Origin of the sequence: Aeromonas sp. YN13HZO-058 (assembly GCF_001921245.1) — a bacterium.
Taxonomy (GTDB): domain Bacteria; phylum Pseudomonadota; class Gammaproteobacteria; order Enterobacterales; family Aeromonadaceae; genus Aeromonas; species Aeromonas allosaccharophila.
This window is the reverse complement of the sequence record NZ_MQSY01000063.1, coordinates 537-20,055: the sequence shown is the minus strand read 5'-3', so window position 1 is coordinate 20,055 and position 19,519 is coordinate 537. Positions and strand designations below refer to the sequence as shown.

22 protein-coding genes and 1 other annotated feature are annotated in these 19,519 nt (G+C 57.8%); of the genes, 4 read left to right on the top strand and 18 right to left on the bottom strand.

The genetic code is table 11. The features are described 5' to 3' along the window. Window positions 1-6 precede the first annotated feature (6 nt). The 16 genes from BSP75_RS17115 to BSP75_RS17040 all read right to left on the bottom strand — a co-directional run bounded on the left by BSP75_RS17115 (window position 7) and on the right by BSP75_RS17040 (window position 12,575). Window positions 7-549 (bottom strand): chalcone isomerase family protein, encoded by a 543-nt coding sequence (locus tag BSP75_RS17115; protein WP_075114001.1) that lies wholly within the window; start codon window positions 547-549, stop codon window positions 7-9. After that, on the bottom strand, window positions 506-724 hold the full coding sequence (locus BSP75_RS17110; RefSeq protein ID WP_042058497.1) for a TIGR02450 family Trp-rich protein: 219 nt from the start codon (window positions 722-724) through the stop codon (window positions 506-508). The genes BSP75_RS17115 and BSP75_RS17110 overlap by 44 nt, the downstream gene beginning before the upstream one ends. Beyond that, entirely contained in the window at window positions 724-1,200 is a 477-nt protein-coding gene (locus tag BSP75_RS17105; protein WP_075114000.1) for a DUF2878 domain-containing protein, read from the bottom strand. The genes BSP75_RS17110 and BSP75_RS17105 overlap by 1 nt, the downstream gene beginning before the upstream one ends. Before the next feature lie 2 nt (window positions 1,201-1,202). Beyond that, window positions 1,203-2,459, bottom strand: coding sequence for a cyclopropane-fatty-acyl-phospholipid synthase family protein (locus tag BSP75_RS17100; RefSeq protein WP_075113999.1), 1,257 nt, complete (start codon window positions 2,457-2,459; stop codon window positions 1,203-1,205). Beyond that, window positions 2,459-3,241 (bottom strand): DUF1365 domain-containing protein, encoded by a 783-nt coding sequence (locus BSP75_RS17095; RefSeq protein WP_075113998.1) that lies wholly within the window; start codon window positions 3,239-3,241, stop codon window positions 2,459-2,461. Before BSP75_RS17095 ends, BSP75_RS17100 begins: the two co-directional genes overlap by 1 nt. Continuing rightward, the gene (locus tag BSP75_RS17090; protein ID WP_075113997.1) at window positions 3,238-4,497 is read right to left on the bottom strand and encodes an FAD-dependent oxidoreductase; all 1,260 of its coding nucleotides are present in this window, start codon (window positions 4,495-4,497) and stop codon (window positions 3,238-3,240) included. Before BSP75_RS17090 ends, BSP75_RS17095 begins: the two co-directional genes overlap by 4 nt. Beyond that, a complete protein-coding gene (locus tag BSP75_RS17085; protein WP_075113996.1) occupies window positions 4,494-5,228 on the bottom strand; it encodes an SDR family NAD(P)-dependent oxidoreductase in 735 nt (244 codons plus the stop codon). The genes BSP75_RS17090 and BSP75_RS17085 overlap by 4 nt, the downstream gene beginning before the upstream one ends. After that, complete coding sequence (locus BSP75_RS17080) at window positions 5,225-5,653, bottom strand: nuclear transport factor 2 family protein (RefSeq protein WP_075113995.1); 429 nt, start codon at window positions 5,651-5,653, stop codon at window positions 5,225-5,227. The genes BSP75_RS17085 and BSP75_RS17080 overlap by 4 nt, the downstream gene beginning before the upstream one ends. A gap of 1 nt (window position 5,654) precedes the next feature. Next, a complete protein-coding gene (gene phrB / locus BSP75_RS17075; RefSeq protein ID WP_075113994.1) occupies window positions 5,655-7,076 on the bottom strand; it encodes a deoxyribodipyrimidine photo-lyase in 1,422 nt (473 codons plus the stop codon). Further along, the gene (locus BSP75_RS17070) at window positions 7,073-7,960 is read right to left on the bottom strand and encodes a MerR family transcriptional regulator (RefSeq protein WP_075113993.1); all 888 of its coding nucleotides are present in this window, start codon (window positions 7,958-7,960) and stop codon (window positions 7,073-7,075) included. Before BSP75_RS17070 ends, phrB begins: the two co-directional genes overlap by 4 nt. Before the next feature lie 145 nt (window positions 7,961-8,105). Next, a complete protein-coding gene (locus BSP75_RS17065; protein WP_075113992.1) occupies window positions 8,106-9,053 on the bottom strand; it encodes a DUF523 and DUF1722 domain-containing protein in 948 nt (315 codons plus the stop codon). 180 nt (window positions 9,054-9,233) lie between these two features. Next, the gene (locus BSP75_RS17060) at window positions 9,234-9,884 is read right to left on the bottom strand and encodes an autotransporter outer membrane beta-barrel domain-containing protein (protein WP_042058315.1); all 651 of its coding nucleotides are present in this window, start codon (window positions 9,882-9,884) and stop codon (window positions 9,234-9,236) included. A gap of 190 nt (window positions 9,885-10,074) precedes the next feature. After that, window positions 10,075-10,647 (bottom strand): DUF3157 family protein, encoded by a 573-nt coding sequence (locus BSP75_RS17055; RefSeq protein WP_075113991.1) that lies wholly within the window; start codon window positions 10,645-10,647, stop codon window positions 10,075-10,077. 103 nt (window positions 10,648-10,750) lie between these two features. Beyond that, window positions 10,751-11,587 carry a hypothetical protein gene (locus BSP75_RS17050; protein WP_042058310.1) on the bottom strand — a complete coding sequence of 279 codons (837 nt, stop codon included), beginning with the start codon at window positions 11,585-11,587 and terminating at the stop codon, window positions 10,751-10,753. 79 nt (window positions 11,588-11,666) lie between these two features. Then, on the bottom strand, window positions 11,667-11,945 hold the full coding sequence (locus BSP75_RS17045; RefSeq protein WP_075113990.1) for a DUF6482 family protein: 279 nt from the start codon (window positions 11,943-11,945) through the stop codon (window positions 11,667-11,669). 18 nt (window positions 11,946-11,963) lie between these two features. Continuing rightward, entirely contained in the window at window positions 11,964-12,575 is a 612-nt protein-coding gene (locus BSP75_RS17040; protein ID WP_075113989.1) for an HAD family phosphatase, read from the bottom strand. A gap of 170 nt (window positions 12,576-12,745) precedes the next feature. Next, window positions 12,746-12,867 (top strand) — a sequence feature (Phe leader region). Window positions 12,868-12,905: 38 nt separating this feature from the next. Here BSP75_RS17040 and pheA point away from each other — a divergent pair. Then, window positions 12,906-14,078 carry a prephenate dehydratase gene (gene pheA, locus BSP75_RS17035; protein WP_021230338.1) on the top strand — a complete coding sequence of 391 codons (1,173 nt, stop codon included), beginning with the start codon at window positions 12,906-12,908 and terminating at the stop codon, window positions 14,076-14,078. Window positions 14,079-14,154: 76 nt separating this feature from the next. Here pheA and BSP75_RS17030 read toward each other — a convergent pair whose 3' ends face one another. Both BSP75_RS17030 and BSP75_RS17025 read right to left on the bottom strand, forming a co-directional pair. Next, window positions 14,155-14,580 (bottom strand): LPP20 family lipoprotein, encoded by a 426-nt coding sequence (locus BSP75_RS17030; RefSeq protein WP_042058298.1) that lies wholly within the window; start codon window positions 14,578-14,580, stop codon window positions 14,155-14,157. Window positions 14,581-14,590: 10 nt separating this feature from the next. Continuing rightward, on the bottom strand, window positions 14,591-15,211 hold the full coding sequence (locus BSP75_RS17025; RefSeq protein ID WP_075113988.1) for a FlgO family outer membrane protein: 621 nt from the start codon (window positions 15,209-15,211) through the stop codon (window positions 14,591-14,593). Between the two features lie 207 nt (window positions 15,212-15,418). On the opposite strand from BSP75_RS17025, the gene BSP75_RS17020 reads away from it, so the two are divergent. The 3 genes from BSP75_RS17020 (at window position 15,419) to BSP75_RS17010 (ending at window position 19,141) form a co-directional block, all read left to right on the top strand. Beyond that, the gene (locus tag BSP75_RS17020; protein WP_075113987.1) at window positions 15,419-16,573 is read left to right on the top strand and encodes a flagellar assembly protein FlgT; all 1,155 of its coding nucleotides are present in this window, start codon (window positions 15,419-15,421) and stop codon (window positions 16,571-16,573) included. A 346-nt stretch (window positions 16,574-16,919) separates the two neighbouring features. Continuing rightward, window positions 16,920-18,461 carry a site-specific integrase gene (locus BSP75_RS17015; RefSeq protein WP_075113986.1) on the top strand — a complete coding sequence of 514 codons (1,542 nt, stop codon included), beginning with the start codon at window positions 16,920-16,922 and terminating at the stop codon, window positions 18,459-18,461. 227 nt (window positions 18,462-18,688) lie between these two features. Further along, window positions 18,689-19,141 carry an antitoxin Xre/MbcA/ParS toxin-binding domain-containing protein gene (locus BSP75_RS17010; RefSeq protein ID WP_075113985.1) on the top strand — a complete coding sequence of 151 codons (453 nt, stop codon included), beginning with the start codon at window positions 18,689-18,691 and terminating at the stop codon, window positions 19,139-19,141. The last annotated feature ends 378 nt before the right edge of the window (window positions 19,142-19,519 follow it).

Sequence of the window (19,519 nt, the reverse complement as noted above, 5' to 3'; positions counted from 1 at the left end):
CCATGTTCAGGGTTGGCCACGCAGGCGGCGGGTCAGGGCGGGATCGCGGCTGTTGTCAGCCAGCCAGATGGCAAGAAAAGCGGCCGAGAATTGTGGATCGGCCAGGGTGCCGAGCGGCTTCTCCTGCCACCAGAAGTGGCCTGTCCCGCCCTTGTCGACATAGAAGGTGAGCTTGTCGTCCGCCTGCACATCGGGCCAGAGTGCGGCGAGCTTCCCGAGCCAGCGCTGACGCTCGGCATCAGAGCCAAGACCGAGCCGCTGCCACTCGGCGGCGGTGGCGCTCAGCAAATCTTCCCGCTCGATGGATCTGGCATAGGTGAGGGTCAGAGCCTGTGGATAGTGACCGGGCTGATAGTGCCCGCTCGCACTGTAGAGGGTGGCATCGTAGAGCTTGAACCAGAGCCAGTTCATCTCCCCCTGCCCGACCGGGCGCAGCTGCTGCCAGGGGGCGGCAGAAGCCTGCACTGCGGTTGCTGCAAAGAGCGTAAATGCCAGCAGTAGCGGGTTAATTCCACCCCATATGCCAGTGGTTGGGGTCTTCCAGTTCATGCCAGTCCATCTCCTGTTCCTGCAGGGTGTTGATATCCTGCATCACCACCTGCATCAGCTCCCCTTTCGCGTTCCGCTGGCAGGCAACCACCAGATAGAAGCGCTCAGCGAGCTCGTGCTGGCTCTCTTTGGTCCATTTGGAAAAAAGCAACGAGTCGGTCGAAAAGGCGTTCATCATGACTCACCCTCCAGCTTGACCATTACCCACAGGAGTACGGGCAACCACCACATCCAGATCACTGCCAGCAGCGCCGTGCTGATCCGGATGCCCCAAGGTAAGTGTACTGCCCCCATGGCGGCCCCCGCCACATAGGAGGAGGCACCGCCAAACACGCCAAACAGCGCCTGCTGCCAGCGGGGCAAGCGCAGCAGCCAGCGCATGCCGTGACCCAGCGTCAGGGCAAAACCGAGCCAGAGCAGCACCAGCCAGAGGGGAAAACCGGAAGGAAACCGGAACAAGCCGAGCTGCCAGAGCAGGGCATCCAGCAGACAGCCAGCAACCGCGATGGGAAGCAGCCGCCAGTCACGCTGGCGGCTGGGTGAGAAGAGAAAGTGCAGCAGCAACATTGCCAGCAGCGGGCTCGGCTGCTGCCACTTCACCGCCAGCAACCAGTAGAGGTTGAATCCCAGCAGGTGAGCCCACTGCCACATGGTCAGTGACCGCTTACTGGCACATCACCCGACCAGCCAGCAGGCCCCGGCTTGGCGGCCTCCAGCTGCACCAGACTGATGCTGCGCTCCCAGAATCCCCCCTCGCAATAAGCGAAGTAGAAGTGCCACAACCGGATGAAATCTTGGCTGTAACCGAGCTTGGGCAGCTCGGGCGCCAGTCCCAGAAAACGCTCGCACCAGTGAGCCAACGTGCGGGCATAGTGATGGCCGTGATCGTGCAACCGCACCAGCTGCATGTCGGTTTCCCGCGCCAGCAAGCCAGCCATCTGGGAGACGCTCGGCAGGCAGCCACCGGGGAATATGTAGCGCTGGATGAAATCGACCCCGCGCAGATACTGGGCGTGGCGCTGATCGGCGATGGTGATGGCCTGAATGAGCAGGCGACCACCGGGCTTGAGCAGCCGCGACAGCTGGCGGAAATAGTCGGGCAGGAAGGCGTGACCCACCGCCTCGATCATCTCGATGGAGACCAGCTTGTCATAAGTGCCCTCCAGCTTGCGGTAATCCTCCAGCAGCAAGGTGATGCGATCCCCCAGCCCCTCCCGCGCAATCCACTCCTTGGCATAGTCATGCTGGGCTCGGGAGATGGTGGTGGTAGTCACCCGGCAGCCGTAGTGGCGGGCGGCATAGACGGCGAGACCGCCCCAGCCGGTGCCAATCTCCAGCAGATGATCGTCAGGCCCCAGTTCCAGCCGCTCGCAGATGGTGCGCAGCTTGGCCTGCTGCCCCTCTTCCAGAGTTGCCTCGGCGCTCGGATAGATGGCGCTCGAGTACTGCATATGGCTGTCGAGAAAACCCTGATAGAGGCTATTGCCGAGATCGTAGTGGGCGGCGATGTTGGAGCGCGACCCGGTCAGGGTATTGCGATTGAGCCAGTGGCGCACCTTGTTGAAGGGAAAACTGAGCCAGCCCAAGCGCCGCTCAAGGGAGTCGAGCAGAGTCAGGTTGCGAGCCAGCAGCCGTACCAGCGCCACCGGATCCGAGCTAGTCCAGAGCCCCTCCACCCAGGTTTCTCCGGCGGCAATGCTGCCCCCCAGCAACAGGCGGCGATAGAAGGCCGGATCCTGCACCACCAGTTCGGCATGCAGATCGGTGCCCGCGACGCCAAAGCTGTGGCGCTCACCACCATCCCACAGCAGCAGCTGGCCATGTTCGAGACGCCCCAGCAGTTTGAGCAGCAATTGCCTTGCACTTTTATCGATGAATGAGGCTGAGAGGGTAGATTGAGCAAGTTCCATTAGCGGCTCTCCGGATGGGTAAATATCGGTGTTCGTTTGATAAAAAGACGCAGGGCCTGCCAGTAGATCCCGAGCAGCACCTTCATGGTCATCCAGGGCCAGCGGGCCAGCAGATCCACCAGCCCCTTGCGCGACAAGGGTTCGCGCGTGAGCGCCAGGGTGGCGTCAAACAGCTTGGCTTCACCGGATACGGGATGACTCTCGATATGGATCAGTGTCTCCTGCGCGGGCGGACGAATGCGCCAGTGGTAGCGCATCGCCAGCCCCATAAACGGGGAGACATGAAAATCCTTGTCATGGGGGGCTAGCGCCGCCAGATCAAGCAGGTAGTAGTGACGCTCGTTCCAGGGGGTGTTCGACACCTCCGCCAGCAGATAACGCGCCTCCCCCTGCCGGTAGCAGAAGTAGAAGTTGACCGGGCTGAAGTAGAACCCCAGACAGCGCACATTGCCGAGCAGCAGCACCCGTCCCTCTGGGTCGGCATCGCCACCCAGCTCGCTCACCTTCTGCCACACCGCCTGCTTGAGGCTTCCCTCACTGCCCTTGAGATAGTCATGGCGGTGAAACGAGAGCAGCCCCGCCCGCTCCACCCCGAACCAGCGCCCCTGATCGAGCTGCGGCAGTTCGTCGAGATCCAGTCCCAGCATAAAGAGGCTGTAGGAGAAAGCGTGGGCCCGCGGCGCAAAACGGCGGTGGCGCACCGAACCCTGCCAGATGGCGCTGGTGACGCCAGCCAGTTCGTCGGCACGCTCATGTCCAGTGGCCACGGTGGCGCCGCTCATAGCTCGGCTCCGAAGCGCCTGGCGACGTCCAGCGCGCTGCGCACCCCATCCTCATGAAAGCCGTTGTACCAGTAGGCGCCGCAGAAGTGGGTATGATGCTGGCCGCAGATCTCCGCGCGCCGCTGCTGGGCAGCAATAGAGGCCTTATTGAACACCGGATGGTGGTAGACGAAGCGGCGCAGCACCTTGCTCTCATCCACCTTGCCCCTGGGATTGAGGCTGACGCAGAAGGGCTCTGGCGAGTTAACCCCCTGCAGGATGTTCATGTTGTAGCTCACCAGCGGCCGCGCCTCGTCGTTGCCATCGAGCTGATAGTTCCAGCTGGCCCATGCCTTGCAACGGGTGGGTAGGCAGCGCGCATCGGTATGGAGCCAGACATCGTTGGCCTGATAGGGCATGTCGCCGAGGATGGCTTGCTCCCGCTCGCCGGGATCTGCCAGTAGCGCCAGCGCCTGATCGCTGTGGCAGGCGAAGATCACCTCGTCAAACCGCTCCTCGCCATAAGAGCTCTGGATCACCACGCCGTCCGCGTCCCGCCGCACGCTCTGCACCGGACAGGCGAGGCGGATCTGCGACTGCCAACCCGCCGTAAGGGGGCCGATATATTCCCGCGAGCCACCCGGAATCACGTACCACTGTGGGCGATTGGCCACATCGAGCAGGCCGTGGTTGGCAAAAAAACGCAGGAAGAAGCCAAGGGGGAAGGCGCGCATATCGGCCAGGGTCGATGACCAGATCGCCGCCCCCATAGGCAAGATGTAATGGCGGGCGAAGTAGTCGCTAAACTCCCCCGCCAGCAGAAAGTCCCCCAGGGTCAGCTCGGGGCCAGCCCCCTGATGTTGACCATCAGCCAGCCAGGCCCGCGCCTCCCGGTTGAACCGCAAGATCTCGGCGACGAAGCCATAGAAACGGGGGCTTAGCAGATTGCTGCGCTGGGCAAACAGGGTATCGAGATTGTGGCCGTTATATTCCAGCCCCTCCGGGCTTTTCACCGAGAAGCTCATCTCGGCCGGTTGCCGTTCCATGCCGATCCGCGCCAGCAACTTCAAGAAGTTGGGGTAAGTGCGATCGTTGAAGACGATAAAACCGGTGTCGATGGCATAGCTGCGGCCAGCCAGATCCACATCGACGGTGGCGGTGTGACCGCCCAGGGTCGGCGCCGCCTCGAACAGGGTGATGTCATGGAGTTTGTGGAGCAGAAAACCGGCGGTGAGCCCCGAGATCCCTGAACCGACGATGGCGATCTTTTTCTTCATGAATGGCTTCCTTTCGATACGAGTGCGCGGCCAAGGCGCAGCCAGAGCCCCACCGGCAGCGCACCAAGCAGGCGCAGCAACCAGATGAAACGGCGGGGAAAGTGGATCTGGTGACGACCGGCTGTCAGCCCGTCCATGATGGCGCGGGAGGCCTGCTCCACCGTCACCAGACAGGGCATGGGAAAATCATTTTTGGCGGTCAGCGGCGTCTGGACAAAGCCGGGGCGGACAAGGGTCACCCCGATCTCTTTGCTGGCCAAATCGAGGCGCAAGGTATCCGCCAGATAGTCGAGGGCCGCCTTGGAGGCGCCATACGCCTCGGCTCGCGGCAGCGGCAGCCAGCTCACCGATGAGCTGACGATGGCCAGCCGTGATCCCGCCCCCAGCAGTGGCAAGAAGGCAGCCAACGCATGGCCGGTGGCTGTCAGATTGGTGTCGATGACACGGGCAAACAGCTCGCTGTCAAACCCCTCGCCGACATCCATGTACTCGCAGTTGCCTGCGTTGAGGATCAGCAGATCCAGCGGAGGCAGCGTAGCGGCTATCCCGTTCATTGCGGCCACATCCCGGGCATCGAACTGCAGCGGCGTGACGCCATGAAGCCCCAACTCCTGCAGCCGTTCGCCATCGCGGCCGCAGCCCCACACCTGCCAGCCAGCACGCCGGTAATCTAGCGCCAGTTGACGACCTATACCGGAGGTCGCCCCGGTAATAAGCACCCGGCCGCTCATGCGCCGAGCCTCCCCTTGATAGTGCGCACCACGGGCCCGAGCAACGGTAACTGCTCGTAGAGCATGGCGCCCAGGTCAAAATAGTCCCGGTGCTGACACACCTTGCCCGCCTCGTCGAATTCGAGACGGGTGGCCCCCTCCACCGTCACCGGCTCACCACCGCGCAATCTGGGGTGCGAGAAGGTCATGGTCCAGCCGAGCCAGGCCTGCTGCCCTTGCTGCTGCTGACTGGTGATGACGAAACGGCAGTAGGCGAGGTGCTGATAGAGGGCGGCAAAATAGTCGCCAAGGGCCGCCAGCCCCTCGATGTGGTGGGCCGGGTCGGTAAAGACCACCTGTTCGGCATAGACCTCGGGCAAGCGATGCAACTGCTGTTTGTCCAGTTGCTGATAGAGGCCAATAAAGCGGGCCAGCGGCTCGTTCATCCTATTTCTCCAGAGAGCGAAACATCTCGATGGCTCTCACCCGGGCAACGGCGTGATCCACCATGGGAGCCGGATAATCCTGTCGCCCCTTGAGCCGCAGCCAGTCGTGGGGCTGATGCACATAAGCGGCGGGAATATCGGCCAGTTCAGTTACCCAGGTACGGATAAACTCCCCTTGTGGATCAAATCGTTGCCCCTGAGTGGTGGGGTTGAAGACCCGAAAGTAGGGGGCAGCATCGGCACCTGTGCCCGCCGCCCACTGCCAGCCGCCATTGTTGGCCGCCAGATCCCCGTCGATGAGTCGACTCATGAAGTAATCCTCCCCGAGCCGCCAGTGGATATGGAGATCCTTGGTAAGAAAACTCGCCACTATCATCCGCAGCCGGTTGTGCATCCAACCGGTGGCGTTGAGGCAGCGCATCGCCGCATCGACAATGGGGTAGCCGGTACGTCCCTCGCACCAGGCGGCAAAGGCATCCGGGTCCCAGCTCCACGGCAAGGATGCCGTCTCGGGCTTGAAGGGGCGATTCATGGAGAGGGTCGGGATCAGCACCAGCAGGTGGCGATAGAACTCGCGCCAGACCAGTTCATTGAGCCAGACAAAGCCGGGCTGGGCCTTCGACTGGGGCCGATAGCCGAGCCGCTGCTGGAGCGCCGCCACGCACTGACGGGGGCTGATGATGCCCGCCGCCAGATAGGGGGAGAGCACGGAGGTGCCCGCGATGGCAGGAAAATCCCGGGTCTCCCCATAGTCGAGCACCGCCTGCTCCAGAAAGTCATTCAGACGGCGGCTTGCCTCCGCCTCCCCCACCGGCCAGCGGGGATCAGCCGTCAGCTCGCCGAGTGCCTCATCAGCCCACTCCCGCTCGGCCAGCGGCTGCCACGGCAAGGGCTCACCACGGGGCGCAGGGGCGCGATGAATGACGAAGCCATCCTCATCGAGAGCCTTGAGCCAGGCTCGGCTGAAGGGGGTAAAGACCTTGAACATCTCACCCGACCCGGTCAGCACCCGCCCCGGCGGCAATACGCTGCAGCCGTTGAGCCAGTGACAGCTCACCGCCTGCTCTGCCAGTGCAGCAGTGACAGCGTGGTCGCGACGCTGCTCGTCGATCTCGATAGCCTGATTGGCATAGAGCTGGGTCACCCCCAGCTCCCGGCTTAAATCAGCCAACGCAGCGGGCACCTCGGCAAAGGTCTCCACGCGCAGCAGATGGAGCGGGATGCCGAGCGCTGCCAGCTCACGGCCCAATTCATCCACCTGCGCCAACATAAAGCGCTGACGGATGGGGGCCATCTTGTGCTGCCGCCACTGGGTGGGGGAGACGATAAAGAGCGCGGCCACCGGCTCATCATCGGCGCAGGCATGGCGCAAGGCCGGGTTGTCGGCAAGGCGCAGATCATTGCGCAACCAGACCAATTTCATGATTTTTTCCTCCCGCGTCCGCAGGTGCCAGCCGCAGCAGGTGCGTCTGCCATCAGCTCGGCAAGGCTCGCCTGCCAGCCGTGGGCGTTAAGCCATTCGCTATCGTAGAGGCGCCCCAACTCGCCAAACAGGCGCGTGCCGGCGGGCCACCCGGCGGCCAGATCCTGCTTGCCAAGCCCTGCCCCCAGCAGCACCAGCCAGGGGGTGACGGCGCGTCCTTCCAGCAGGCTGGCATGGCGCGGCTCCACCGCGCCCAGCAGTTGCACCTCATAGCCCTGACCGATCAGCTCGTAAGCGGCCCACACCAAATCGAGGGGGCCGACTTGTCCCCAGCTCGCCAACGTGACCGGCACGCCCTTCTCCTGCTCGATCAGGTGGCGGGCGAAGCGGGTATGGAGCCAGCCCAGCCACACCTGTTGCAGCAGATCGCCATCGGGCCGCTCGCGCCACAGCCCGAGCAGCCGCTCCACCAACGGTTGCAGCACCCGGCTGCGTACCAGCTCGAACGGGTAGCTCGCCAGCAGATCGTTCAGCTCGGCCTCCGCCTTGCGCTGGTTAAAGGCGAGCAGCGCCTGACTGAACTGCTCCAGAGTCTGTTGCCAGTGATCGCTCACTGGCTCGGCATGGGGTTCGCTCAAGAGCCCTTTCACCTGCCCGATGCTCACTCCCCGCTCCAGCCAGCTCAGGATCTCGCCGATCTGGCGAATATCCTGCTCACTGTAGAGGCGGTGGCCCTTTTCGGTGCGGGCTGGCTGCACCAGCCCGTAGCGGCGCTGCCAGGCGCGCAGGGTCACGGCGTTGACGCCGGTGAGGCGGGAGACCTCGCGAATGGGGTAGATCCCCTCATCAGCCAAAGGAGCAACTTCTTGTGATAAATCAAACATGACAACGTCCATCAAACAGAAGGGTGAAGTGCCCCGGCGCAAGGCCTGCGCCGGGGCAACAGAACAGATTCAGAGCCCGTCACGCAGTTTCAGCGTGTCGGGGTGAAGGTCGAGATAGACTTCTCGACCGTACAAAACAGCATTCTCAGAGCCCGTAGCGCAATTTGAGCGTATCGGGGTGCGGATTGAGATAAACCTGCTCGGCGAGATAGGGATTGGGGTACTCACGCAGGTAGTGACGGATCAGGGTGAGCGGCACCAGCAAGGGGAAGACCCCGGTGCGGTACTTGTCGATGGTATCGGCCAGCTCCTGCTTCTGGGCCGGGGTCAGCACCCGCTTGAAGTAACCCTGCAGGTGCATCAGCACATTGGTGTGACTGCGGCGGTTGGCCCGCAGGGTCAGCGCCGTCATCAATCCCTTGATGTAGTTGTCGGCCACCTCCTGCAGGTTGGCGGCTTTGCCCACGTTGCCGAGCAGCTTGCCGAGCGCCCGGTAATGGGTGGTCGCATGGGAGAGCACCAGATACTTGTAGCGGGAGTGGAAGCGGATCAGCGCAGAGGCGGTGATGCCACGGGCACAGAGCTGCTGCCAGTCGTGGTAGGCGAATACCCGCAGCACGAAGTTCTCGCGCAGAATGGGGTCGCACAGGCGGCCATCTTCCTCTACCGGCAGCAAGGGATTGGCCTCCATCAACGCCTTGGCAAAGAGGCCGATCCCCTCCTTGGCGCTCCCCTCATTGTTGGCGCCATAGACCTTGACCCGCTCCATGCCACAGCTGGGGGATTTGGCGCAGAGGATATAACCGGAGATAAAGTCGAGCTGGCGGGCTTTCTGTTCGCTGAAGGCAATCAGCTGTTCGGTGACATCGAAGCTGCCATTGCTCGCCTCGGCGCGGATTTCGCCGTTGCGCTTGACCAGCCGGATGGCGGCGCGGGGCGCCCCGAGGCCAATGGCCATCTCGGGACAGACGGGGTGATAGTCAAAGTGAGCGCCAAGATCCCGTTCGCAGAAGCTGGAGCGCTTGTGGCCCCCATCGAAACGCACCTCTTGGCCCAGCAGGCAGGCACTGATACCGACTTTAATCTTGTACATGACATCACCCCTTGTATAAGTCTTGATTCAGTTATAGCAGTTATACAAAAAAATGGAAGTTGTATAACTATTGCGGACTGATACGACACAAGGAGAAGAAAGGGATCACCGGAAAAAGAAAAAACCCATGGCGAACGCCATGGGCAAAAATCAAGACACTACGGACTACAGGAAGGGGGATTAGAAGCTGTACTTCACACCCAGGCTGGAAATGGAGCCTTTTTGCAGATCCCAGTTACGATAGGTGTAATCGGCAGTCAGCGCCCAGTTCTGGTTGAGCTTGTAGGCACCGCCCACCTTGAAGTCGTGCATATCGTCGGTCATGTTGGCGTAGCGATAGGCGGTGGAGAGCTCGATATCGCCGATGTCGTAGCGCAGACCCACTTCACCGTACATGCTGCCGTCGCTCTTGCGGGTGACAATATCCCAACCCTTGACGTCATAGGCCTGCTCGCGCTCCATGGTGTAACCCATCAGACCGGTTTCACCGTAGAGGTTCAGGCCGGTGCTGAGCGGGGTAAACACACCGATACCCAGGCTGCCGATCCCCATGCTGTCATTGCCGTGCTGGGCAGAGGTGCCCTCGGAGAGCAGACGGCCGTAGAAGTTGTTGGCGAACGATTTGGAGAGATCCAGCGTCACACCGCCAAAATCGCGAGTCCCCTCACTGCTGGCATCACGGGGGAACAGAATCTTGTTGTTGCTCAGATAGTCGGATTTGGTGTGTGCCCAGGTCAGGCCGCCCTTGGCGTAGCTGAAGGCATCCTGCGCCATGACGGAAGTAGAGGCAAACCCGGCCAGAACCAGAAGAGAGACAGTTGCTTTTTTCATGATGATAACTCCATGTGATTGGGCCCGTTGCTAGCGAGCTGGTATGGAGTCATTGTGCGGCGAGGTTCCCTGCTTGCCGAGCGGCAAGCTGTTGCAAAACCATGTCAGATGTAAGCAGATATTGCTGGGGGTGTCAGCGGCAACAAGTTGCCGGCCCACACGGTTTGCATGGGCCGGATCCGCGAAAAAATCAGCGGAACACCACCTCGTCAATTTCGACCCGCACCAGTGGCTGACCGGTCAATCCGGCAGGACGGGGGATCTCGAGGGCGAGCGATGGACGGGCTTGCCCCTTGCGCAGATAGGTTTCCGGCAGGCGGTTCTCGGCGACCCAGAAGCGGGCCTCCTGACGGCTCAGCTGCACCCCGTCAGCACTGAACAGGGTCACCATGCCACGCACCCCGACCACATTGCGGCTGCCGGTATTGCTCACCATAAAGGTCAGCGCCAGCGGGTCAGATCCCTCGATTTTGTCCAGCTTGACCACCACACCGTCGCGCGCCATCTGGGCGAGCAGTTCCGGATTGGCCTTAGCCTGATCGGTCAGCACCGGGGCAGCAACCGCCACCACGGCCCCCGCGTTCCCCTCGGCAGCCACGCTCTGCACGGGTTCTGCCGGTTTGACCACCAGATACTCCCAGGTGAAGTCATCGTTGAGTTGAACCTGCCGGCCATCGGGCAGCGTCACCTGAGAGAGAGGAGCCGCCTGTGCCAGCACGGGAGTGAGACACAGGGCAACCAGCAGACGGGACAAGGGTTTCATAGGGCGAAGCTCGGTAACGGATGAAAGGGCGACAGTATAAACAGTCCCGTTACCCCTTGCCTATGACTGCACTCACGTTCTTGCCCCCCGCTCCTCCCGCAAGCTAGATGGCGAGATCGTGCCGCTCTTTCTGCGCCATATCCAGGGTCACCAGATCGAACTCGGTCCCCTTGAGAGCAGACAAAATATCTGATTGCATATCAAAGGCCTGGGCACGCTGATGCTCGGGCAGACGCACCCGGGCCAGGGTGGTGGAACAGTCGCACAGGGTATGGAAAAAGACCTGCGCCTCATCCAGCCCCATGTCGGCCAGTATCTGCTCGGCCTGATCCACCATCCGCAGATAGCGCTGTTTGAGCAGCCGTGGATTGGTGAAGCGATTGCTCAGGCAACCGTTGCTCCCCTTGCCCCAGCGACCGAGCTGACGCTTGTTGAAGCCATAGCGAAAATCGCGGCTCATCACCCCGTTGTCGGCAAAAAACCAGATGGTATTAGCAGGCAGGGAACCAAACTGGGCCAAATAGTCATCCCGCTCCTCCACCGCCGCCGGGATCAGCAAGGGCAGGTGCGCCCACTCGGGACGGCTCTGCACATGCTCACCAATGCGGCGAACCGGGTCGATCAGGCCTTCCATATTTGGCAGGCGATCACAGAAGACGATCTCGTCGCTCTTGACGATCCAGTGCTCGATGCCATAACGCTGGCAATAACGGCGGGCACGAGCCACTTCGCTGCGACTGCGGGTCGGGTTATCGAGGGTGATGGCGCGGATCTTGACGCCGCTGGCACGGCACAGATCGATGCTGTAGCAGGATTCCAACCGTCCCGAAAAAGAGACAATCAGCTCGTCAAAACTTGCCAGTCGCTCAATCAGCAGCTGTTCCCTGGCTTGAAAAGAGTGATCATATCCCTGATTCAGTACAACAACATTGGCACCCATTAAACAGCTCCGAATGATGAACAGGTGCAGTATTGTGCGGGAAACAAGCTGAATAGACCCTTACAGAGTCCGGTTAAAATTAAAACTTGATGATTATTTCCTGTGATTCTGCCGCTAAATCTTCATTTTGGGCGTCATAGATTCGCAATCTGGCCTGACAAACCTGATGGGCCCGCAAGAAACCCTGCGCCTGATCCAGCGAGGTAAAGGTCAGGCGCCCTCCCTCGCTGTCGGTCAGGCAGAGGCACTCCCCTTCCGCCTCGATGCAGAGCTGATATCCGCTGCCATCCTTGCAGGCGATGATCAGGGTCGCCTCGGGGTAGTGACTCAACCAGTTGCGAAACCGGCCATGCTCCATAGTGCTCCTACAGGGGTATCACCCCTTGCCGGTGGTGGGCAAACAGCCCAGCTCACCCAACTGCTGGCGGCAACTTGCCGCATCGGTAAAGACAATCCCCCTGATGCCGAGGGCCTCGGCGGCCGCAATGTTGGCGGGACTGTCATCGATGAAGAGGCACTCTGCCGATTTCAGATCGAACGATACCAGCAGATAGCGATAGATATCCGGCTCCGGCTTCATCATCCGCACCCGCGCCGAGACCACCTTGCCACTGAAGAAGCGCCAGAATGCCTGATGCTGCTCCAGCCAGTCGATGCTGGCATGGCCCATGTTGGAGAGGGCATACAGGGTGTGCCCCGCCCCATGCAGCTCGGCTATCAGGGTTAGCATAGCGGGATCTGGCAGCAGGGAGGCGGGCACCGCCTGCAAAATGGCCAGATTCTGTGCCGCAGAGAGGCCGGTGCGCGCTTGCGCTTCGCGGGCCATGGTGTGCAGCGACATGGTGCCTCTGTCCACCTCCAGCCAGTCCGGGTGGTTAAAGAGCTGTTCCGCCAGCTGTTCGGCTCCTTGCGAGCCACGCACCGAACGCACTATGCCGACCGGATCCCAGCTCACCACCACCCGTCCCAGATCGAAAATAATCGCCATCGTTTTACCTCCCCCACTGCGTTTCAGTCGTCAAAACAGCGTCAATAGAACATCACTCTCACACCATTTTCTTAACCGGATACCCTGCCCCCATCCCCGCCCGTGGGCAAGTTTTACTTGCATCAGACCGGCAAATCCCTTAATGGTTAGGGCGTTACCATCAGGATTTTGACCATGCAGCCAACATTCTTCTTTGCTTTCTCGTTTATCCGGCCCGCTTGAGGGAAGGCCTGTCGTCGTGTGAGCAGAAAGCAAAGACGAATCGAGCCTCCCCTAGCGGAGGCTTTTTTTTGCATTAATATCAATCGATTACTTGGATAGGGAACAATCATGGCAACGCTCGACGAGATCAGACAAGACATCACCCGGTTGGATCAGGAGCTGCTTGCCCTGCTGGCGAAACGCAAGACCCTCAGCATCGAGGTGGCCCGTGCCAAACAGGCCAACCCGCGCCCCATCCGTGACCACCAGCGGGAGCAGGAGCTGCTGGTCGCCCTGATCCAGAAAGGCCGCGTGCTGGGGCTGGATGCCCAGTACATCACCCGCATCTACCACACCATCATCGAGGACTCGGTACTCTCCCAGCAGGCCTATCTACAGAGCCTGCTCAACCCGGAGCAGCAGGAGCCGATGACCAGCGTCGCCTATCTGGGGCCGCGCGGTTCCTACTCCAGCCTCGCCGCCCGCAAATATCTGGCGCGCTACAAGGATCAGGTGATCGAGGTGAACTGCCAGAACTTCCGCGAAGTGCTGGATGCGGTGGAGTCGGGCCGCGCCGCCTTTGGTGTGTTGCCCATCGAAAACACCAGCTCGGGCTCCATCAACGAAGTCTATGACGTGATGCAGCACACCAGCCTCTCCATCGTCGGCGAGCTCACCTACCCCATTGAGCACTGTATTCTCACCGCCGTGCCGACCGAGCTGAGCCGTATCAAGACCTTCTATGCCCACCCGCAGGTGTTCCAGCAGTGCTCCCACTACCTGAGCAAGCTGGAAGGGGCCCGTCACGAGATCTGCGACTCCTCCTCCAGCGCCATGATGAAGGTGAAGGAACTGGCGAGCCCGGAGGCAGCCGCCATCGGCAGCGCAGCCGGCGGCGAGCTCTATGGCCTGGACGTGCTGGCCGAGCAGCTTGCCAACCAGAAAGAGAACTACAGCCGCTTTATCGTGGTGGCGCGCAAGCCCATCGACGTGGCGCCGCAGATCCCGGCCAAGACCACTCTCATCATGTCCACCTCCCAGAAGCCGGGTTCGCTGGTCGAGGCGTTGCTGGTGCTGCGCAACCACGAGATCAACATGACCAAACTGGAGTCCCGTCCGGTGCAGGGCAACCCGTGGGAAGAGATGTTTTATCTCGATGTCTCCGCCAACCTGCAGACCCCGGCGATGCAGGCCGCACTGGTGGAGCTGACCAAGATCACCCGCTATATCAAGGTGCTTGGCTGCTACCCGAGCGAGGATGTGAAACCCACCGCAGTGCCGCCGGTGCTGATGGGGAGCTAAACATCCCAAAACGACAAAAGGCGAGCACCCTGCTCGCCTTTTATTTTGATGCTTGTTTCAGGCCCCGCCCATCAGCTCAGAACTGACCGGCCATCAGCTGGTTGATGTTGTAGAGGGCGCGGGTATCGAGCTCCATCTCGGTGGCATAGGTGTTGCCGCGCGGATAGGAGGCAACCACCCGGGCACCGCGCACCACGCCCGCCACCGACACATCCAGCGAGTTGGAGGTCTGGGTCAGATCGCGGTAGCTGCTCTGGCCGCGCACCTGCTGACCGTTGAGCTGCTCGGCCAGCTCGCGATAGGCATCCATCTTGGAAGCGCGAATGGCTTGCAACATCTTCTCAGACTGGGAGGGGCCGGGCTGGATGTCGATCACCGCATACCCCACCGCCTTGAGCACCGGAAAATCATCGGGCTTGCCACCCTGGGTGTAATCCACCACCCGGTTGTAGCTACAGCCGCTGAGCAAGAGTGCCAACAGGCAACCAAACAGGATTTTCATGATTCGCTCCTCACGGGGTCAGGTTGACCAGATGGCCACCCGGTCTGGCCTGACTGTCACGCATCAGATAACCGCGATTGATCGATGCCCGGCCAAACGAGTTGTTGGCACCGAACAGATATTGTTGCGGGATCAGGCTCTGAGCCGTGGTCTCCACCATCTTGGTGCGCATGTCGATAACGCGGGCGTTGACCAGGATCCCCTTGCTGTTGCGACTGAAGGTGCCGACCAGAATGCGAGAGATAGGCAAACGGGAAGAGAGATCCCTGTAGTTGCGGCTCAGTACGAAATCCCCCTGCGGCGTCACCTTGATGCTGCCGGTCAGCTTGAAGTCCACCACCACCTCGCCGCGGCGGTTGAGCTCGTAGATAAAGCTCTCCTCAATCTGCTGCCCCATCCAGTTGGTATCCTGCAGGGTATCGAGATCGACAAAGGAAGCCACTGCTATGGGTTCGGTCAGGGTGGTCAGCGATTTGCGCTCCATCAGCTGATCGGTCATGCGCGCCACCAGCCAGTTGAGCTCCATCCCCTGCGCCGCCTGGCGGGGGTCACCCTGATCCCGATTGATAGGGTCGGAGCCGCACCCGGCCAATGCCAGGGCGAGCGCCAACGCCGTGATGAGTTTGTTCATGGATACCTTTCCTGTATCTGCACCTGACTTATTATCGGACGCGCCGGACAAAGCTTGAGCCGGGAATGAGGCATGATTCTTGCTTTTTAATGGTCATTGTCAGCGCCAGCGTGCGCTGCCACCCGGCAAGTGTTGTGAACCATGTCGGCCAGCGGGCGCCATTTCCTCAAAAATGGCGCGGCTGCCCGCCAACTCAAGGTATCTGTTATGAAATTACCGCTGCTGTTGACCCTGCTGCTGGCCAGCCTGAGCGCCCGCGCCGAGCTTATCGAAGCACAGGGCAGCGCCGCCATTCTGGGGGGCGATGAAGTCTATGCCCGCGAGCAGGCAACCCGTGATGCCCTGCGTCAAGCCCTGCTGGCCAGCGGCGCGGCCGTTTCCAGCGTCCAGCGTCTGGAAAATGGCAGCCTGCGTTCCGAGCAGATCCAGATCCGCTCCGGCGGCGACATTCGCCAGTACCGGCTCAAGCGGGAAGAGGTGCGCAACGGCCGCATGTATATCACGCTAGTGGCCGATATTCAGGCCGAGCGCCAGATCTGCCAGACCCAGCACTTCGCCAAGGATTTGACACTGGTGAGGCTGCGGATGCGCTATCCGGATCAGGCCAGCTACGGCGCCATGGACGACATGCCGGAAAACCTCTCGCGCCGGTTGTTCGAAACCCTCGCCAACGCGCCGCAAGGGGTCGCGGTGCGCCAGTGGCTGGATGAAAACCTGCGCATCGATCCGCTCCATCTGCAACAGGGGGATCGCAGCGCCCTCGAGGAGATCAAGGCGCTCAGCCTGCGTACCGACAGCCAATATCTGGTGCTCGGCAGCATCGACGATCTCTCCATCGAGCCGCAGGGCAATAAGCTGACCAGCTGGTATGAGGATCCGGTGCGCAACTTTCGCATGCAGCTCTACCTGTTCGACGGCATCAACGGCAGCCTGATCAACCGCAAGGTTTACGAAGGGCGCGCCACCTGGACCTTTGGCAAGCGGGAACAGGTGGGCAGCAGCAGCGGCCAGTTCTGGCAATCGAGCTATGGCCAGGAGGTCAACTACCAGTTGCAACAAGCGGCTCAGGATCTGGTGGCCCAGCTCACCTGCGCCCCGGTCACCGCCCGGGTGGTCGGCCAGAACGAACGCGGTCCCTACATCAATCTGGGGCGGCGCAACGGAGTCAAGCTTGGCGATCAGTTCCGCATCCAGCACAACGCCGACTTTATCGACCCCTACGGCAAGTCGCGCATGATGCGCAACCCGGCCGACGGCCTGTTCGAGGTGGTGCAGGTATTCGACGATGGCGCCATCATCAGCAGCCAGAACAAATATTCGCCATTTAACATCCAGAATGGGGATTTGGCAGTATTGGAATAAGAATCAAGGGTTTAAAAGGGAGTTGCTTCTTGTATAATGCCCGCCACACAGCTCCCGTAGCTCAGTAGGATAGAGCTGTCCCCTCCTAAGGGATGTTTATTGCTTAAAAATCTATCCAAACAGGCTGTTATAAGATTTTTTAAATATTAGGAATTATAAATATTTCCTTTAAAAACATAGCTTTATAGCTCAAAAAGCATTCATAAACAACCGGGCTGCTTGTTTTTTGATCTGCTCAATCGATGCCTGTTTTGCGCTATTTAAGAGCTATTCACGCTATTCAACTCTACTTTTGCGCTATTTTGCCGCTATAATGTCTCAATAGAACATTTTTCGGTGGTACCTAATGGCTCCCAAAAATCCGGCTACATCCATACGCAAAGAAGAGTTCGATCTTAAGACGCTGCTCCAGGGTCACCCTGCGGCCATAATTAAAGGGAAATTCTCATTTACCTTTAAAGACCAGTACATAGATAGTCTTCCATTTATTAATGATAAAAATAAATGTGTTGAATTAACGCACTATAGTTCTGACGATGAAAAATATAATGAAAAGAACAAACCAAGATTAAAACTAAGAATCGGAAACAGTGTTAAGACATTCTATATTGTTTACGATAAAAATCGGAGGCAGAAAATTGGCAATTGGACGCCTCGCACTAAAAGTGGACATTACCAAAAAGGTTTTTTTAGCGTTACACAGGCTAAGGAAGAGTTTAAGAGATTAGTTAGTGATGCTGAAAAGATTAATCCAGAAAAGTGGAAATATCAGTCTTTTACATTGAGAACATATCTTTTAGAGCATTATAAAAACGACCGTGAAAATAAATCAAACAAGAGAAATTTATTAAGCCCTGTTACCGACAAAACAATAAGGGAAATCTCATCTGCCTTTGAACCATGGTTAGACCTCAAGCTATCTGAATTTAATGAAGATCATCCAGTAATATTCAAAAAGTATTGGCAGAACAAAGAAACGCCAATAACATCAGAAACAATGAGGAAATACTATTCCTTATTAAATAGCTTGTTTAATATGTGTGTTACGTGCACCTATTTACCAAAGAATAAAATTGATAGGCATATTTTTCTGTTCCCCAGAAACCCTAAGAGGCCTGTCACAACATATACTGACCCCACAAATGAAGTCGTGGAATTTATTTTTAATGAAGACACTCCAGGTGGTGGGGATTCCAAGATCATAGTTGCAACCATGTTCCTATGCGGGGCAAGAAACTCTGAAATATATAGAAACACAAGCAACAACTTTAATATTAATGATAGAACCATACGTATTCCTGAGCACATTAGTAAAAACAAGGCTGCACGCATTGTTGCTATTGAGTCAGACTCATACTGGAATTATGTAGCGAAATACAAAATTCTAAAAAGCTTGAGTGATCGAGAGGGTGAGTTAATGTTTCCTTGTTGTCGCGACGCAAAGGCCCCCCATGTAACTTCGAGCCTTTATCAGAAAACTTGGCAGGCAGTTAAAAAAGAGTTTAATTTTCCTAAGATAGGCCGACTATATGATGCCAGACATACTTTTGCCAAAAAAGCACTAGAAAGCGGAGTGCCTATTCAAGATTTATCTAAGATCACTGGACACAGCCTCGAAACGTTGATGAATTACTATATTGACAACAATATCAGCCAAGCTACAAGAGAAAAGTTAAGGAGTGCAACCAATTCTAATGCAGCTATAAAGGTGCAACAGGAAACGAATTTCCCTCCATCTGTTAATAGCTTATATGAAAGCTATGTTAGGAGATGTATAAAGAAGAATATAAAAGATGAACTCTCTACTTTCGTACAAGAAATGAAAGATTTGGGTGACCAAAACCAACTAAATGCAGAGCAAATTTTTTGGCTTAAAGAAATGCTGTAGCTTGAATATAAAGCCTTTACTTTCTTGAAATGGATTTGCTGAATGAGGCCATATTTCTAGGTATAGGCCATGAACATGATTCAGTTCGTTCATTTGCTAATGGAGGGGGCGGGTGCCCTCCATATCAGCAACATCAACAATTATAACCAGTGAGGTAACTGTCAGAAAATCTGAACATGGAGTACGATGATGAGAACAAATCATTGTCAATACTGGAACAGTAAAATATGTCACTTTCAGTTTATCAACCCAGTACGCAGGCTAGTTCAGCCCCCACCCTTATGACGACTCTCAACATCCCTCAAGATCCACTGAGTGCACATCTCTGGTTCATAGCTGGCGTAGCTCCTGGCATCATTCATCGACTAGCTGAATTGATGAACACAGACTCAGGTTTGATATGCCGCTTAGCAGGCATTAGCCGGAGCACTGTTGCTCGCAAGCTGAGGATTGAGGCTCCCCTATCAATCTCGCAGGGCACCAGGGTATACGGCGTTGTACAGGCCCTAGATGCGGTGCTCTCCCTCCATGAGCACGACACCACCAGAGCGATTTCATGGTTAAGCCGCCCAGCCTGGGGCTTAGGTGGCGTGGCTCCAGCCACATTGCTGAATACACCGATGGGGGTTCAGGCTGTTGTGAATTTGGTGGGACGGATTAGGCATGGGGTTTGCGTATAAGCAATAAGTCGGGGGGCGGTGAGAATAAAACCATCCAGATTGGCCAAATTTCCACCAAACAGAATTATTTTCAAACTTTTTCACATCCCCCCACTTGAAAAATTCGGAAAACTGTCCATTTACTAATTATGAGAGCTATAAATTAATTTTTTCCATTTCAACATTCCGCTGCTGCGCAGCGAAGAGAAACCAGTTTTACTACCCCCCATAAGCTATTTTTTTAAATAAATGAAATTTAAAGAGCACTGATAAATTAAAGTTCCTTAACTTAGCTTAAGATATCAATGCTCCATCACTCAGTAATAAATTAGATTCATATAAACAGAAAACAGAAAACAGAAAACAGAAAACAGAAAACAGAAAACAGAAAACAGAAAA

What these genes read in the sequence shown, in the direction of transcription:
- pheA (WP_021230338.1), top strand. Translation starts at nt 12,906, where the DNA reads ATGGCAACGCTCGACGAGATCAGACAAGACATCACCCGGTTGGATCAG.
- BSP75_RS17085 (WP_075113996.1), bottom strand. Translation starts at nt 5,228, where the DNA reads ATGAGCGGCCGGGTGCTTATTACCGGGGCGACCTCCGGTATAGGTCGT.
- BSP75_RS17110 (WP_042058497.1), bottom strand. Translation starts at nt 724, where the DNA reads ATGAACGCCTTTTCGACCGACTCGTTGCTTTTTTCCAAATGGACCAAA.
- BSP75_RS17040 (WP_075113989.1), bottom strand. Translation starts at nt 12,575, where the DNA reads ATGGCGATTATTTTCGATCTGGGACGGGTGGTGGTGAGCTGGGATCCG.
- BSP75_RS17025 (WP_075113988.1), bottom strand. Translation starts at nt 15,211, where the DNA reads ATGAACAAACTCATCACGGCGTTGGCGCTCGCCCTGGCATTGGCCGGG.
- BSP75_RS17100 (WP_075113999.1), bottom strand. Translation starts at nt 2,459, where the DNA reads ATGGAACTTGCTCAATCTACCCTCTCAGCCTCATTCATCGATAAAAGT.
- BSP75_RS17055 (WP_075113991.1), bottom strand. Translation starts at nt 10,647, where the DNA reads ATGAAACCCTTGTCCCGTCTGCTGGTTGCCCTGTGTCTCACTCCCGTG.
- BSP75_RS17050 (WP_042058310.1), bottom strand. Translation starts at nt 11,587, where the DNA reads ATGGGTGCCAATGTTGTTGTACTGAATCAGGGATATGATCACTCTTTT.
- BSP75_RS17090 (WP_075113997.1), bottom strand. Translation starts at nt 4,497, where the DNA reads ATGAAGAAAAAGATCGCCATCGTCGGTTCAGGGATCTCGGGGCTCACC.
- BSP75_RS17030 (WP_042058298.1), bottom strand. Translation starts at nt 14,580, where the DNA reads ATGAAAATCCTGTTTGGTTGCCTGTTGGCACTCTTGCTCAGCGGCTGT.
- BSP75_RS17015 (WP_075113986.1), top strand. Translation starts at nt 16,920, where the DNA reads ATGGCTCCCAAAAATCCGGCTACATCCATACGCAAAGAAGAGTTCGAT.
- BSP75_RS17060 (WP_042058315.1), bottom strand. Translation starts at nt 9,884, where the DNA reads ATGAAAAAAGCAACTGTCTCTCTTCTGGTTCTGGCCGGGTTTGCCTCT.
- phrB (WP_075113994.1), bottom strand. Translation starts at nt 7,076, where the DNA reads ATGAAATTGGTCTGGTTGCGCAATGATCTGCGCCTTGCCGACAACCCG.
- BSP75_RS17095 (WP_075113998.1), bottom strand. Translation starts at nt 3,241, where the DNA reads ATGAGCGGCGCCACCGTGGCCACTGGACATGAGCGTGCCGACGAACTG.
- BSP75_RS17070 (WP_075113993.1), bottom strand. Translation starts at nt 7,960, where the DNA reads ATGTTTGATTTATCACAAGAAGTTGCTCCTTTGGCTGATGAGGGGATC.
- BSP75_RS17080 (WP_075113995.1), bottom strand. Translation starts at nt 5,653, where the DNA reads ATGAACGAGCCGCTGGCCCGCTTTATTGGCCTCTATCAGCAACTGGAC.
- BSP75_RS17065 (WP_075113992.1), bottom strand. Translation starts at nt 9,053, where the DNA reads ATGTACAAGATTAAAGTCGGTATCAGTGCCTGCCTGCTGGGCCAAGAG.
- BSP75_RS17105 (WP_075114000.1), bottom strand. Translation starts at nt 1,200, where the DNA reads ATGTGGCAGTGGGCTCACCTGCTGGGATTCAACCTCTACTGGTTGCTG.
- BSP75_RS17020 (WP_075113987.1), top strand. Translation starts at nt 15,419, where the DNA reads ATGAAATTACCGCTGCTGTTGACCCTGCTGCTGGCCAGCCTGAGCGCC.
- BSP75_RS17045 (WP_075113990.1), bottom strand. Translation starts at nt 11,945, where the DNA reads ATGGAGCATGGCCGGTTTCGCAACTGGTTGAGTCACTACCCCGAGGCG.
- BSP75_RS17010 (WP_075113985.1), top strand. Translation starts at nt 18,689, where the DNA reads ATGTCACTTTCAGTTTATCAACCCAGTACGCAGGCTAGTTCAGCCCCC.
- BSP75_RS17115 (WP_075114001.1), bottom strand. Translation starts at nt 549, where the DNA reads ATGAACTGGAAGACCCCAACCACTGGCATATGGGGTGGAATTAACCCG.